Origin of the sequence: Microcoleus sp. AR_TQ3_B6 (assembly GCF_036702785.1) — a bacterium.
GTDB lineage: Bacteria > Cyanobacteriota > Cyanobacteriia > Cyanobacteriales > Microcoleaceae > Microcoleus.
On the sequence record NZ_JAUBVJ010000061.1, the window covers coordinates 23,861 to 37,990 of the forward strand.

Here is a 14,130-nt window from a genome sequence, read left to right on the forward strand (position 1 = left end):
ATTAAAATGACTAAGGAGAATTATAAAAAGGAGAATGAAGATTATTTATTATTGCAGTTAAATCAGACTAAGTGGTTATTTTTTTCTTTGTGCTGTTACTTGGCTTCTCAAAGTATTACTATTCCTATCTTACCGATTGGACCTTGGGCTCTTTGGCCAACCTTGTCCGATCTAGCGTTTGTTTGCCTAATTTGCACATTTTGGAAATGTCGGCGATTTACTGTTGAAATTTCTTTTTCTGCAAAAAAGATAATTTTGGTTTTATTCATAGTTTTTTTTGGTTCTATCGTATCTTATATTAGTTATCAGGCTTCGGCAGATCAAGAGTCCAGTGGTTCGATTTTTGGTGCCTTCCAGCTTTATCGACTTTCAGTATTTTTTACAATATTTTGGTTGACATCAACCGTACCTTTAACACCCAAAAGGCTTGAAGTAGCAAGATGGATAGTTGATGGAGTCTTGATTTTTGTATGTATGGGAGTTTTCATAACTTATGCAGGTTTAATTCCGATTGATAGTATAGTTGCACATTTACCGAAAGTAGGACCTTGGCAATTTTATGAAGGCATAGCCAAGTCCGGTGGAAAACAGGGGTTGGGATTTGTTGGATATAATCGTGCCTATGTAGCTGCTCAAGTAATGATGCTAATCGGATTGAGAATTCATTTAACACCAAATCAAAATCAAGCGATTCAGAATACAATTTTAATTGTTATTTCTTTATTCATTGTATTTATCAGCGAATCTCGCGCTGGTTTAGTATCGATGTTATTTTTTGTCGTTGTATATTACTTGTATAAACCTACTCATGCCTTTTGGGTTATTACTTTCTTCCTAGTAATAACAATATTTGCCACCCAAATTGGATTGCAATCACTTGAGTTAAACTCTAATGAAGGCTCAATTATTGAACGACAACTTACGGTACTACAAGCTAATAAAAAGGAAAATTTAAGTGGGCGTGATGAGCGATGGGTTGCACACCTAGCGAGTCTAGATAATAATCCTATTAATTGGTTTGTTGGCAACGGATTTGGCTCTGCCATTGATCGTGGGGACAATGCACATATGCTTCCTTTGCAGATTACTTCCGAAACTGGATTAATAGGTTTGGTAATCTTTTCTTTCTTGTTTTATTTGATACTGCGTAATCTATATCAGTTTGAAATTGGACAAAAACCCATCTTTTGGGTAACAGTTGCTTTTTTGGTCTCAGCAGGAAGTCAAGAAACGTTTTATCCAACTCCTTCTATAGGACAATTTATTGGCTTTTATCTCTGCTCTGTTGCGATCGCTCTTAGGAGAAAAGTTCCAAAGTAAATTTCTTAAAGTCAAAATTTTTTCTAGCTGTTTCATTAATACTAACAATTAACTATGAAGAACACAATTAAGCTTGCGACATTTTTTTTACTATCCTTGATTATGAGTTTGTGTTTATTTTTTGATAATGGTTTTCTTGGTTTCCCTTATCCAGATTCTCTTTCTCAATCCCAAATAAGAAGTGTAAAAATTGTTAAGGGAATCACAACTGTGAACGGTAAGCCTTTATTTCCCTTGGGATTTTATCATGTTTCATGGCAATCAACAGCAGTAGAGAGAATAAAAGCTATGCAGAACATTGCGAAGGCTGGATTTAATACAATTCATGTTTCTTCGACAACCGACAGAAACGATCAAAGTAGCTATGGGGACTTTCTTGATCAATCAGCACAACAGGGAATATATGTTATTACTGAGCAACAAATTAATTTACAGAATGTTGTTAAGGAGTTTAAACACAAACCTGCTGTTTTAGCCTGGAATATTGCGGATGACGTAAATGATGGCAAGCAGACTCCCCATGATATTCGGCAATTGAATCATAAGATAAAATCATTAGATTCCAACCATATTACTTATATAAGTGGATATTCCGATGAAATTTATAAATTTGAAAATTGTTCTGATATAATTGCTATGCAATCTTATCCCATTGGTAACAATGATGAAATTTCTTCTACTTATCGGCGAGTGTCTCTTACTCGTGAGACAGTTGCACCCTTCAATGGAACTGTTTATGCGAATATACAGGCTTTTTCCTGGTCAGATTCTCAAGAACATCTTAAACACCCGGTAATTCCGACTTTTAATGAAGTAAAAAATATGACCTACCAAGCCTTAGTGGCAGGGGTTAAAGGAATTATTTATTACACTTATTATGATAGTAGTTGGTACTTGCCAGATCATCCTAAGTTATGGGAGGGATTAAAATCTTTAGTGCCTGAGGTTAAGACTATCACTCCTTTCTTATTACAAGGAAGTTGGCGTAAAATAGATGTTAACTACCAAAATGTATTTGGAGCTATTTGGGTACTCAACGATAAAGCTATGGTAATTCTTACTAACGCCTCTAATCAAGCAGTTGATAATTTTACAATTCCACTACCTATTTCTGTAAAAAATCTGCGTTCAATGGTTCCAGAGATTTCTCGGATGAACTTTAGACATGGGAAGCTTTATGGAAAACTTGAGCCACTTGCTGTTCATACTTATTTTTTTAATTTATGAAACATAAAACGCTTTATATTTCCAAAAAAATCATGTGTCTGTAAATTCGAGGGCATACTTTAGAGGAGGATAAAATGGAACCACTGGTCAGTATTGGAATGCCTATTTTCAACTGTGAAAAAACTTTAAAGTTAGCAGTTCGTTCTCTGTTAAATCAAACCTATTCTCATTGGGAACTTCTGCTAATTGATGATGGCTCTGAAGATCAAACATTAAAGATTGCCATGAGTTTTAAAGATCCGAGAATTCGAATCATAGCCGATGGGCTTAACCAAAAGCTTCAGCGTCGTCTAAACCAGGCGATCGCTCTGAGTCAGGGTAAGTATTTTGCCCGAATGGATGGGGACGATATTGCTTATCCAGAGCGTCTAAAATCTCAAGTAGAATATCTTGAAGCACATCCTGAAATTGATCTTTTAGGAACAAAGTATCTAGTCTTTGATGGAGAAGGAAAGCCTATGGGAATAACTCAAGGAAATCTTGAACACAATGAAATTTGTCATCGTCCGAGAGCAGGTTTTAACATATTACATCCCACGTGGATGGGAAAAATTGAATGGTTCCGGACTTATCAATACCAAACATGGGCGACTCGGATTGAAGATTATGAGATTCTACTTCGTAGCTATCCAACCAGTCATTTTGCCTGTATTCCCAATATTTTACTCGCATATCGTGTGGCAGATTTGTCACTCAAAAAAATTTTATTAAGTCGCTATAACTTGTCTAAAATCTTACTAGGAAAAGCATGGCAAGAAAAAAACTATGGGTGGACATGGGGGGTAGTAGAGCAACTAGCAAAAGGTTCAGTAGATGTTGTGGCAATGAGTACAGGTTTAAATTTAAAGATCCTACGGCATCGGGCTGGTAATCACCCAGTTTCTTCAAAAGAATTAAGACAATGGAAAGAAATTTGGGAACAATGTAATCGTGAAACTGAAGATATTTAGTATTGAAAGACTATCGAGATGAAGTGCTAGGCGAAGGGCGGAATGAATTTTACCGCTACGTGCGAGAGATGACTGAAGCTTGGTTGAAGGAAAAACAAAAAACATGAACAAACTTCTAATTATCACTACTATTCCAGGTACTCTTGATTTTTTCCTGCCTCTAACCAAGCACCTACGCGCTCAAGGTTGGCGGGTAGATGCAATGGCGAAAGAACTTTCTACTACCAAGGACTACCCAGATTTGTTCGATCGCGTTTGGGATATCGAGTGGTCGCGCAACCCCCTAGATCCGAAAAACTTGCTCGCAGCTCCCCAACAAATTCGTCAGGTGCTTGCTCAGCAACAATACGATTTAGTAAATGTTTCCACACCAGTAGCTGCTTTTGTTGCCCGCTATGCTCTTAACAATTGGAGAAAGCAGGGAAAAGTAAAGGTAATCTACACTGCTCAAGGTTTTCACTTCTACCAGGGAGGCGCACCCCATAAAAATGCAATATTTTTGGGATTAGAAAAGATTGCTGGGCCTTGGACAGACTATTTAGTAGTAGTTAATCGAGAAGATGAGTCAGCAGCAAAGCGCTATGGACTCATTTCTCCCGAACGAGTTCGTTATATCCCCGGAACTGGTTTAAATCTCGAGCGCTTTAATCCCCATGCTATTTCCGAAGCTGAGATAATGGGAGTACGTCAAGAGTTGGGATTAGCACCGGAAAACTCTTTGTTTTTGTCGGTAGCTGAATTTATTCCCCGCAAACGTCCTGGGGATATTTTAAAGGCATTTGCCCAACTCGGTCGGCCTCAAGTACATTTAGCCTTCGCCGGAAATGGACGAATTTTCCAGGAAATGCAGCAACTCGCAGCCAAGTTGGGAATTCAAAACCAAGTGCATTTTTTGGGGCTACGCAGGGATATTCCAGTTTTAATGCGTGCGTCTGTAGCTACTTTGATTGCTTCTGCACAAGAAGGACTTCCCAATTGCGTGATGGAATCTTTGTGCATGGAAACCCCCGTCATTGGTACAGAAATTCGCGGCACTCGCGATTTATTAGTAGATGGAAAGGGGCGGCTGGTAAAAGTGGGAGATATCAACGGAATGGCTGAAGCAATGGCATGGATTTTAGATCATCCAGACGAAGCTCAAAAGATGGGCAAGCGCGGACGAGAAGATATGGTTAATTATGACGTGCCACATATCTTAAAGCTATACGAAAGTCTGTATAGCGACGTTCTATCTTAGAACATGGGAAGCACTCATAAATCAATTCTGTCATCCCACGGGTAACTTTTTAGTACAAACACGATAAGAATATAATGAGAATTTTAGTTACTTACGGATGGTGCCGCACAGCTTACATCGCCGCAGAAAGCATCTGCCGCGCTGGATTTGAAGTCTATGCCTGCGGTTCAACTGCTTTGAGCATGGTGCGGGTTTCGAGATTGGTTCGGGGTTTCGATCGCGTTCCAGATCCGTTCAAAGAACCAGAGCAATTGGTAGAATTGCGGGCAAGCGCTTTGGAGACGGATTCTGCAAGACTGCTCACTTCAGGGTTTTTCCCTGCCTATCGTGCTTTACCATAACAGCAAGTTATTAGTAAATAAGCCTGGTTAGAAGTCATGCTCAAACAAATTCAGGTCTGGCGTACTTAGTGTGCTAATTTTTCTCAAATAATGCCCTAAATGCTTGGGGCAAGAGTTTTTAGCAATCAACGATATTGAATTTAGATAAAAATTTATAGCTCGTAACCTTGACAGCTTCTTTTTAGGCGTTTATAATAACGCTAGATAGCCTCTTTTGGTGAAAATATCAACTTCAAGAGAACGAGTGGAAAGTGCGAGATGAGGTGATAGTCGAGTTATCAAATGATGATGGATATACTCAGCAAAATTGTTTTAACAAACTCTAAAAAACTAAAATATGAGGAAATATTCATGCTTGTCTTTATTATTCCGGTCAAAAGTAAAAAAATTACAAATTCATGGGAAATCCTCTCTAAATTAGTTGAACGATGCGTTAAGTCTGCTTGTAACCAAACATCACCTAATTTCCGAGTTGTTGTGGTTTGTAACGAGAGGCCGAATATTCAGTTTCAACATCCTCATCTTTACTATGTTGAGGTTGATTTTCCAGTACCTATTTACAAGGAAACCGAACAAGAACGGCTGCAGGGTTATGAATATGCTTTCCATAGCAAAGAAATTACCCTGAAAAATGCAGACAAATCCCGAAAAATTTTAACGGGAATAGACTTTAGTCAACAATTTCAGCCTTCACATATTATGGTGGTAGATTCTGATGATTGTGTCAGTAAACACCTCGCTGAGTATGTCGATAAACATCAGGATGGTGATGGTTGGGCGTTTAGGAAAGGATACATCTATCGAGAAAACAGTAAAATTCTTTACATGAACACTAAAACTTTTAATCAGACCTGTGGCACCTCGGTGATTATTAAGTATGCTTTGCATAAGCGGGTTTTTGAAAATCCTGATTGGTATGATTGTACCTTTAATGTGTTACCGGGTGCCAATATCCAACCCTTACCCTTTGTGGGAGCTGTTTACACCATTGAAAATGGTGAAAATATTTTAGCAAACAAAAAAATAACGTCACAGATTCTCAAGACAAATTTGATGCAAGGTATTGGCTCCCTCATTAAAAAGATTTTTAAGTATAGATTGGTATTTTTGAGTCAGTCGATCGCTGATGAATTTGGTTTGTATCCCTGCGGTGGAAGTAATTAGCAACCAAATGAAGATTCAAGTAATTGGTTGATCAGACTCTTTGTGGTTACAATACTTCGGACAGTTTTTAATGGCTAACCGTAGAATAAGGGTTTCAAGGCTCCAAGGCAAGTTCGCTACCAACGGAAAATCGAGGGTTTCAGACGGCAAACTAAAAACTTTCCGGACTATTGCTGTAAAAGTAAGCGATCGCCCCAACCCGAAGTTCACAAAAGCTTCATAGAATACCGAAGTTATTTAAAATTTATGTAAAGCTAACAGGATTCATTACCGTATAAACCAGTATACTGTAAGAGTCAGGGAAGAACAGTAAATTGCTGTTGGGGTGCAGAATCATGAGTATTTACGAATTACTACCGCTCAAATCAAACTCACAAATATCGCAACTTAATAAACTAGTAAATCCCAAAAAAGTCAGCCAATTGGTTAAGTGGGTATTAGATAGATTATGTGCAGCGATCGCCCTTTTGGTTTTCTCTCCCCTCATATTAATGGTGGCGATCGCCATTTACATCCGCATGGGCGGGCCCATCTTTTTCTGCCAACCCCGTCCCGGTAAAAACGGTCGGGTTTTCAATTTCTACAAGTTTCGCACTATGACAAGCGATTGCGACGCTGATGGCAATTTGCTGCCCGACGAACAGCGTCTCATACCCCTCGGTCAATTTCTTCGCAAAACAAGTCTGGACGAACTTCCACAACTATTGAACGTTCTCAAAGGCGACATGAGCTTTGTTGGGCCTCGCCCCTTATTAGTACGATATCTAGGGCGTTACAGTCCAGAACAAGCGCGCCGCCACGATGTTATGCCCGGAATCACCGGTTGGGCCCAGGTAAATGGTCGCCGACTTCTAGATGGAAATTGGCCGGAGAAATTCAGGCTTGATGTTTGGTATGTCGATAATTGGAGCCTGTCATTAGATTTAAAAATACTTTTCCTAACAGTCTGGAAAGTCTTGGGGCAAAAAGAAATTAGTCAAGAAGGCCAGGCTACCGGTGAAGAGTTTAAAGGTAATGAATGAGGCATTAAAATCAATGATAGCAAGATGGGAAGTCGGCTCAGAATTTCATTGGTCGGATGATGCCTTGACACCACCAGCATCATCGGAAAATTTATTCCCCGAAAACTACGAACTATTTTCCACAGCTACGGGCATTCTATTGGCTCTTGAGCGTTTTTTGAAAGGAGATCGCGAAGGTCGATTAAGGCTGCATTTACCGACATATTACTGCATGGAAGTTGCAGCCAAAATCAGTAAAGTTTTCGAGCTGTGTTGGTATCGCGATTTGCCCACAGAAACAGTCCCTGATTTTAACTCCCTTCGCCCCTTACCGGGTGATTTAGTATTGGCAGTTAATTTGTTTGGGGTGAAAGAAGGAAAACCTTGGCAAGATTGGCTGACTCAAAATCAAGATATTATCTTAATTGAAGACCACAGCCACGATCCTTTCTCGCTTTGGGCGCAGCAAACTACCGCTCATTACGCAATGGCATCGCTGCGTAAAACACTGCCGATTCCAGACGGAGCGATGATTTGGTCTGGGCAAAAAATGGAACTGCCTCGACCTTCTCAACCCGAATCATCGGCAGCCGCCCAAAAACTCACGGCTATGCTGCTCAAGCGAGCGTACTTGATAGGTGCAGATATTTCCAAAGATAGCTATCGAATCCTGCAAATGGAAGGAGAGGAGCATCTAATCAATGATGGCGATCGGTCTATTTCCACCCTCACAAACAATGTACTCTTAAGTTTAAAGATTTCCGAAATGAGGCAACAGCGGGCAACCAACGTCAAAGATTTTTTAGAGATGCTATTAAAAAACCAACAGGAAAGTTACCAACCTCTATTTACAAATTGGTCTTCCGGTTCTGTTCCCTTTAATAGCATCTTACTCTGTAAAAATCATCAAATTAGGGAAGAACTGCGCCGATTTTTGATAAGTAAAAACATTTTCGCTCCTGTTCATTGGCCTCAACCGCCAGACAAATTGTCGGGTAACGATCCGAAGGCCTTCGATTTATCAAATCGCCTGCTGACTGTTCCCACAGATCATCGTTATTCCTACAACGATATTACCCAAGTAGCAGCAAAAATTGCTGAATTTTACCCACTGCAACCAAGCGCTAGTTATTAGTCAGGAGTAGAGCAAAAATGGAGACTTTTACCCAACATTTGACAGCCGAACAGATAGCTCTTTTACCCACAGAAGAAGATGTTGCTTTTTACGAAGAACACGGCTGGTACATCTCAAAAAAAGTCATCCCCGATGAAATGATTGAAGAGGGAATACTTGGCTGCGAAAAGTTCTACCGGGGAGAACGAGATGCGGTACTTCCCCTCAGTGGCGGATACTGCAACTGGAAGCCGGAAGATGGGGACGTTACGCGCAATAACGAATTCATTTCCTTGCAAAGCAAGCTGCTGCGAAAATTTGCCCTTCAGCCAATTATTGGCGCGATCGCCGCACGACTTGCCAGAACCAAACAAATTCGCATTCTAGACGACCAAATCATCTGTAAACCGCCCAAAAGCACCAAAACCACCATCGGCTGGCACGTCGATCGCGCTTACTGGTCTACCTGTACCTCCGACAACTTACTTACCGCTTGGATACCTTTCCAAGACTGCGATGAGTCTCTCGGGCCGGTCGCCGTTTTCGATGGTAGCCACAAGTGGCCTGGACTCGGAAATATGCGCTCCTTCAACAACCCAAACCTTGAAGAAATTGAAGATCAATTTCACCGAGAAGGACGACAAGTCCTGAAATTGCCAATGATATTAAAGAAAGGTCAAATCAGCTTTCATCACTGTTGGACAGTTCACGGCAGCTACCCCAACACCAGCAATGTCTTCCGCTTGGCAATGGCAATCCATCTACAGGACGAAGCCAACCAATATAGGCATTTTTGGAACCAAAAAGGAGAAGAAATTCACATCCCTAACGAACTTTTGTGCCGTAAATTGCCCAACGGCAATCCTGATTTCAGCGATCCGGCAATATTTCCCATTGTGTGGTCGGAGTAAGACAAATGAACGTTCAAATTATTGATTTATTAAACCCATTGTGGCAGGAAACATTGCAAAAAGTGCGCCATGATACCTATCACTTGCCTGAGTATTTGTTGACTGAAGCAAAAAGAACTAAGACAACTCCTGAAGCTTTTTTGATGGTTGATGGCGCCAAGATTTTTTTCCTGCCTTATTTGCTGCGTCAATGCGATGATATACTTCCCACAAAATCAACCGCACAGGGAATTTTTGATGCGGTTTCGCCCTACGGGTATCCCGGAATTTTATTAAGTGAGGCAGCAGCTAGTACGCCTGGGTTTCCAGATTCGGCGATCGAAGAGTTGAAGCGGGTGTTCAGGAGCAAAAATATATGTTCCGCTTTTTTTCGGCTTCATCCCATCCTCAACGAGAACATCAATCAAATATTTAAACCCGGTACTCTCACTGACAATGGCAGCACGGTATCCGTTGACTTAAAACTTCCTGCCTCTCAAATTAAATCGCGGACTAGAAGAGGTCATAAAAGTACAATTAATAAGTGCAAAAGATTGGGGTTGACGGCAAGAATAGTCCCTTATTTAGAATATATCAATGAATTTATGGCAATTTATGAAGAGACTATGGGGCGCGTTGAAGCCAGTCAATCTTATTATTTTGGGCGCAGTTATTTTGAAGATTTATCAAAATTAGGCGATAGCATTCATTTATGCCTTGTAGAAAAGGGAGATCAGATTGCCAGTGCTTGCTTGTTTCTGGAATGCGGTGGGATAGTTCAGGCTCACCTCGGTGGAAGCAAAACCGAGTTTTTGAGCGAGTCTCCTTTTAGTTTAGTATTTGATTACGGCAGATACTGGTCTCAAGAACGAGGCAATGAGTTTTTTCACATGGGAGGTGGTGTGGGAGGCTCAAATCAAGATAGTCTCTATATATTCAAGTCTGGGTTTTCTGAACAAAGGCATCTTTTTTTTACAATGCGTCTGATTACAGATGAAGAAAAATATCATCATCTGGTAGAATTGCGGGCAAGCGCTTTGGAGACGGATTCTGCAACACTGTTCAATTCAGGGTTTTTCCCTGCCTATCGTGCTTTACCATAACAGCAAGCTCGTAGTCAATAAGCCTGGTTAGAAGTAATGCTCAAACAAATTCTCCTATCAACACCTCACATGGGTTCCCTCGAACAGGAGTTCGTCAAAGAAGCCTTTGACACCAATTGGATCGCCCCCGTCGGCCCCCATGTGGATGCTTTCGAGCAAGAATTCTGCGAGGTAGTTGGCGCTAAACACGCAGCGGCTGTTACTTCCGGTACCGCAGCTTTGCATTTGGCTTTACAATTAATTGGTGTCGGTTCGGGAGATGAGGTTTTTTGCTCGACTCTGACTTTTATTGCGACTGCGACGCCGATTACTTATCTTGGCGCCAAACCAGTTTTTATTGATAGCGATCGCACTTCTTGGAATCTCAACCCCGATTTGTTCCGAGAAGCACTTGACAAACGAGCAAAAATTGGTAGCTTACCCAAAGCTGTTGTAATTGTACACCTCTACGGTCAAAGTTGCGATATCGACCCAATTCTAGAAGCTTGCAATGCTTATGAAATTCCGCTAATAGAAGATGCGGCAGAATCTCTAGGGGCTAGCTATAAAAACCGATCGCCTGGAAGCTTTGGTAAAATCGGCATTTTCTCATTTAACGGCAATAAAATTATCACCACTTCCGGCGGCGGAATGTTAGTTTCCGATGACCAAAAACTGGTAGAAAAAGCTCGTTTTTTGGCAACACAAGCCCGTGACCCCGCTCCTCATTACCAACATTCAGAAATTGGCTACAATTATCGTCTCAGTAATGTTTTGGCGGGAATTGGTCGCGGTCAATTACGGGTGTTGGAGGAGCGAGTTGAAGCGAGACGACACAATTTTGAGGTTTACAAACAAGCTTTAGGAAACTTGCCGGGAATCGAATTTATGCCGGAAGCTGCTTTTGGAAAATCTACTCGCTGGCTGACTTGTTTAACAATCGATCCGGCCGCTTTCGGTGCAGATAGAGAACAAGTTCGTTTAGCACTTGCTCAAAAGAAAATAGAAGCGCGTCCGGTTTGGAAACCTTTACATTTACAGCCAGTATTTGCCGATTGCGAATGTATTGAAGGTGCGGTGGCCCAAGAGTTATTTGAGTACGGGCTTTGCTTGCCTTCTGGCTCTAATTTAACTGATGAAGATTTAGAGCGGGTGACAAGTGCGATCGCCCAAATTCACAAAGAAAATGGATGAGATAGCCGAAGGAAGTTCGGCAACGGATTCTGTAACCGATGTAACGGAGGCAGGAAGAAGAAAGATGCGATCGCTATTAGATCCCTGACTTCTTCAAGAAGTTGGGGATTTGGGTATTTTGTCTTTTGATTAATTTTCTTGCCATTCTTGCAGGGCGATCGCAATTCCTTGTTTTAATCTTGGTTCGAGACTCTCTTGCTTAAGTAAACTTTGTAATTGCTGCCTCGCCTCGGCAGCACCTAGCTGTTTGAGCGCAGCAGTGCAGTGCAGCCTGACGCTTGTGTTGGCGTCTGCTAACATTTGAATCAGGACATCTAGCGCTCTCATATCCCCTAATTGCCCTAACCCTAAAGCTAAAGATTGTTTGATTTCCACAGACTCCACGGCGGGATGACCGGTTTTGAGCAAATCCATCATAATTTCAGCAGCTTTGGCTTTTAATTCCGGCTTTTCTACTCGTCCTAAAACAGTGACAATCTCTTGACAAACAAGAGAGTTTGAGTTATAAAAGTCGGCAATTAAGGTTTGCTGCAAATATTCTAAAGCGGCTGCGGTTTCGCTCCAGCTTAGGGCGCGCACAGTTTCGATTTGCAATTCAACCGGAGTTAGGGGCGATCGCAGCAATTCAAATAAAGCAGCCGCAGCAGCATCGGTTTTCACTCGCCCTAGAGCGATCGCCGCCAGCTTGCAAACTTCTAATCGGATGTCCGAAAGCAACGGTTTGAGCAAGTTAACTAAATCTAAATCTGCGTCTAAATAGGCGCGCACCCCGAGAGCTCGCACGGCTTCTTTTCTGACTGCTGTCGCCGGATCTTTGAGTGCTGCTACCAGTACCGGCGGGATGCGGGAGTCGTGAAAGCTGCTCAAGGCCTCGATTGCGTGCGCCCGCACCGCAACTTGAGAGTCTCCGACTACGCTCAACAGCGGTGCGATGGTTTCGGTGCGCCGAATTTGGGCAAGTGCTGCTGTTGCAAACTGTCGCGAGTCTTCTTGGAGTAGGAGAGTTGCGAGGGATTCTATAGCCCGAGGGCCGAAATTCCCTAGGGTTTCGGCGGCGATTTGGCTCAATTCTTCGTCGGAATTTTTGACCAATTCTACTAAAGCTTGAATCACTTCCGGGCGATCGAACTTTCCGAGGATGCGGGCGGCGAACCACCGCTGCTCCGTGTCTGCGTCTTCGTCTTCCAGAATCGAAATTAAAGGTGCGATCGCGCCATTTCCCAGATTGGGCAATACTTTAGCAATTTCCCAACGGTCTTGAAAATCACCCCATTCCAAGGCTTCTATTGCTAAACTAACAGCTTGCTCTAAAATGTGTTGTTGTTCCTGCGGCGTGCCCCCCTTGGCTGTCACTTGCTGCAAGCATTCGACTAACAAGGGCCAGTTTTTGCGATCGGCAGCGACTTGCGCTTGTTCTAAAAAATTAGACATAATTTTAGTTTGGCTTCGATCGAGAAGCGAGATTGTTTGCTGCTAGCCCAGAGCCGGAGGTACTTTTTAGGAATCTTTTGCTACAATTATCCATTTTCCGACATTTTTGTCAATCCATCATAATCTATAAAATCGAACTAAAGCATTAATTTCATACAGTTAAGCCATCAAGCTATACTTTTTGTAATTTAAAATACTCCATATTCTCCATTAAAGATTAACCAATGAAGAAAGCTCTACTTATAGTAAACCAGCACTCCCGAAAAGGGCAAAAGCTATTATCTCAAGCCACTGTAGAATTAGAAGCACTGGGTTTTGAGTTAATTATAGAATCTACCAACCACCCCCGCGAACTTCCCGACACAATTCGGCGCTACCAAAACCAAGTCGAATTAGTAATAATCGGCGGTGGCGACGGCACTCTCAACGCCGCCATAGAAGGTTTGATAGACACCAAGTTACCCTTGGGTATTTTGCCGATGGGAACGGCTAACGACCTCGCTCGCACTCTGGAAATTCCTACAGCTTTATCGGCAGCTTGTCAAGTAATTGCCAGCGGTCAAGTTCGGCTAATAGACTTAGGTTGGGTGAACGGCCAGCATTTTTTTAATGTAGCGAGTTTGGGATTGAGCGTGCAAATTACCCAGCGGCTGACTAAAGACGTAAAGCAGCGCTGGGGAGTTTTAGCTTATGCTTTTACTGCTCTGCAGACAATTTTGTCAGCGCGACCGTTCCGAGCACAAATCAAGGTAAACAACCAATCTTTTCATGTTAAAACTATTCAAATTGCCATTGGCAACGGCCGCTATTACGGTGGCGGCATGAAAGTTGCCGAGGATGCCACAATCGACGACAGGCGACTAGATTTGTACAGTTTGGAAACAAAAAACTGGTGGGAAATCATTGCTTTGCTGCCGGCTATGAAGCAAGGCAATCATACCAGTTGGCCTAACGTTCGCACATTGCAAGCTCAAGAATTTGAGGTTAATACTAGCAAACGCCGTCCGATTAATACCGACGGTGAAATTACAACTTACACCCCTGCAAAATTCCGAGTGATTCCTCAAGCTTTAGCAGTTATAGCTCCTTTATAACTCACAACTAATATATCAGTTAACTGGTTCCCCGGCTCCAGCCTGGGAACCCATATCTAGAGGCTCTACCTCGCTGCCGAATATA

General features: G+C 42.0%; 13 protein-coding genes. 12 read left to right on the forward strand and 1 reads right to left on the reverse strand.

The window, feature by feature from the left end:
* Window positions 1-6 precede the first annotated feature (6 nt).
* From QUB56_RS24950 to QUB56_RS25000, 11 genes are all read left to right on the forward strand, one after another.
* Window positions 7-1,320: an O-antigen ligase family protein gene (locus QUB56_RS24950; RefSeq protein ID WP_332958870.1), complete on the forward strand. Its 1,314-nt coding sequence runs from the start codon at window positions 7-9 to the stop codon at window positions 1,318-1,320.
* A gap of 54 nt (window positions 1,321-1,374) precedes the next feature.
* The gene (locus QUB56_RS24955) at window positions 1,375-2,547 is read left to right on the forward strand and encodes a hypothetical protein (RefSeq protein ID WP_332958872.1); all 1,173 of its coding nucleotides are present in this window, start codon (window positions 1,375-1,377) and stop codon (window positions 2,545-2,547) included.
* 74 nt (window positions 2,548-2,621) lie between these two features.
* Window positions 2,622-3,497: a glycosyltransferase family 2 protein gene (locus QUB56_RS24960; RefSeq protein ID WP_332958873.1), complete on the forward strand. Its 876-nt coding sequence runs from the start codon at window positions 2,622-2,624 to the stop codon at window positions 3,495-3,497.
* Window positions 3,498-3,600: 103 nt separating this feature from the next.
* Window positions 3,601-4,734, forward strand: a complete 1,134-nt coding sequence (locus QUB56_RS24965; protein ID WP_332958874.1) for a glycosyltransferase — start codon at window positions 3,601-3,603, stop codon at window positions 4,732-4,734.
* Window positions 4,735-4,808: 74 nt separating this feature from the next.
* Window positions 4,809-5,075, forward strand: coding sequence for a hypothetical protein (locus QUB56_RS24970; RefSeq protein WP_332958875.1), 267 nt, complete (start codon window positions 4,809-4,811; stop codon window positions 5,073-5,075).
* Window positions 5,076-5,357: 282 nt separating this feature from the next.
* On the forward strand, window positions 5,358-6,239 hold the full coding sequence (locus QUB56_RS24975) for a glycosyltransferase family A protein (protein WP_332958876.1): 882 nt from the start codon (window positions 5,358-5,360) through the stop codon (window positions 6,237-6,239).
* Window positions 6,240-6,574: 335 nt separating this feature from the next.
* Entirely contained in the window at window positions 6,575-7,261 is a 687-nt protein-coding gene (locus tag QUB56_RS24980) for a sugar transferase (protein ID WP_332958877.1), read from the forward strand.
* Window positions 7,262-7,274: 13 nt separating this feature from the next.
* Complete coding sequence (locus QUB56_RS24985) at window positions 7,275-8,375, forward strand: DegT/DnrJ/EryC1/StrS aminotransferase family protein (RefSeq protein WP_332958878.1); 1,101 nt, start codon at window positions 7,275-7,277, stop codon at window positions 8,373-8,375.
* A 17-nt stretch (window positions 8,376-8,392) separates the two neighbouring features.
* Window positions 8,393-9,265 (forward strand): phytanoyl-CoA dioxygenase family protein, encoded by an 873-nt coding sequence (locus tag QUB56_RS24990; RefSeq protein ID WP_332958879.1) that lies wholly within the window; start codon window positions 8,393-8,395, stop codon window positions 9,263-9,265.
* Between the two features lie 5 nt (window positions 9,266-9,270).
* On the forward strand, window positions 9,271-10,347 hold the full coding sequence (locus QUB56_RS24995) for a GNAT family N-acetyltransferase (protein ID WP_332958880.1): 1,077 nt from the start codon (window positions 9,271-9,273) through the stop codon (window positions 10,345-10,347).
* 36 nt (window positions 10,348-10,383) lie between these two features.
* On the forward strand, window positions 10,384-11,520 hold the full coding sequence (locus QUB56_RS25000) for a DegT/DnrJ/EryC1/StrS family aminotransferase (protein ID WP_332958882.1): 1,137 nt from the start codon (window positions 10,384-10,386) through the stop codon (window positions 11,518-11,520).
* A 129-nt stretch (window positions 11,521-11,649) separates the two neighbouring features.
* Here QUB56_RS25000 and QUB56_RS25005 read toward each other — a convergent pair whose 3' ends face one another.
* A complete protein-coding gene (locus tag QUB56_RS25005; RefSeq protein WP_332958884.1) occupies window positions 11,650-12,951 on the reverse strand; it encodes a HEAT repeat domain-containing protein in 1,302 nt (433 codons plus the stop codon).
* A 224-nt stretch (window positions 12,952-13,175) separates the two neighbouring features.
* Here QUB56_RS25005 and QUB56_RS25010 point away from each other — a divergent pair, with 224 nt between their 5' ends.
* Window positions 13,176-14,045: a lipid kinase gene (locus QUB56_RS25010; protein WP_332958885.1), complete on the forward strand. Its 870-nt coding sequence runs from the start codon at window positions 13,176-13,178 to the stop codon at window positions 14,043-14,045.
* Window positions 14,046-14,130: the final 85 nt, after the last annotated feature.

Bases quoted from the DNA above. Each gene is read 5' to 3' on its own strand.
- QUB56_RS24950 (WP_332958870.1), top strand. From the start codon at position 7: ATGACTAAGGAGAATTATAAAAAGGAGAATGAAGATTATTTATTATTG.
- QUB56_RS24955 (WP_332958872.1), top strand. From the start codon at position 1,375: ATGAAGAACACAATTAAGCTTGCGACATTTTTTTTACTATCCTTGATT.
- QUB56_RS24960 (WP_332958873.1), top strand. From the start codon at position 2,622: ATGGAACCACTGGTCAGTATTGGAATGCCTATTTTCAACTGTGAAAAA.
- QUB56_RS24965 (WP_332958874.1), top strand. From the start codon at position 3,601: ATGAACAAACTTCTAATTATCACTACTATTCCAGGTACTCTTGATTTT.
- QUB56_RS24970 (WP_332958875.1), top strand. From the start codon at position 4,809: ATGAGAATTTTAGTTACTTACGGATGGTGCCGCACAGCTTACATCGCC.
- QUB56_RS24975 (WP_332958876.1), top strand. From the start codon at position 5,358: ATGATGATGGATATACTCAGCAAAATTGTTTTAACAAACTCTAAAAAA.
- QUB56_RS24980 (WP_332958877.1), top strand. From the start codon at position 6,575: ATGAGTATTTACGAATTACTACCGCTCAAATCAAACTCACAAATATCG.
- QUB56_RS24985 (WP_332958878.1), top strand. From the start codon at position 7,275: ATGATAGCAAGATGGGAAGTCGGCTCAGAATTTCATTGGTCGGATGAT.
- QUB56_RS24990 (WP_332958879.1), top strand. From the start codon at position 8,393: ATGGAGACTTTTACCCAACATTTGACAGCCGAACAGATAGCTCTTTTA.
- QUB56_RS24995 (WP_332958880.1), top strand. From the start codon at position 9,271: ATGAACGTTCAAATTATTGATTTATTAAACCCATTGTGGCAGGAAACA.
- QUB56_RS25000 (WP_332958882.1), top strand. From the start codon at position 10,384: ATGCTCAAACAAATTCTCCTATCAACACCTCACATGGGTTCCCTCGAA.
- QUB56_RS25005 (WP_332958884.1), bottom strand. From the start codon at position 12,951: ATGTCTAATTTTTTAGAACAAGCGCAAGTCGCTGCCGATCGCAAAAAC.
- QUB56_RS25010 (WP_332958885.1), top strand. From the start codon at position 13,176: ATGAAGAAAGCTCTACTTATAGTAAACCAGCACTCCCGAAAAGGGCAA.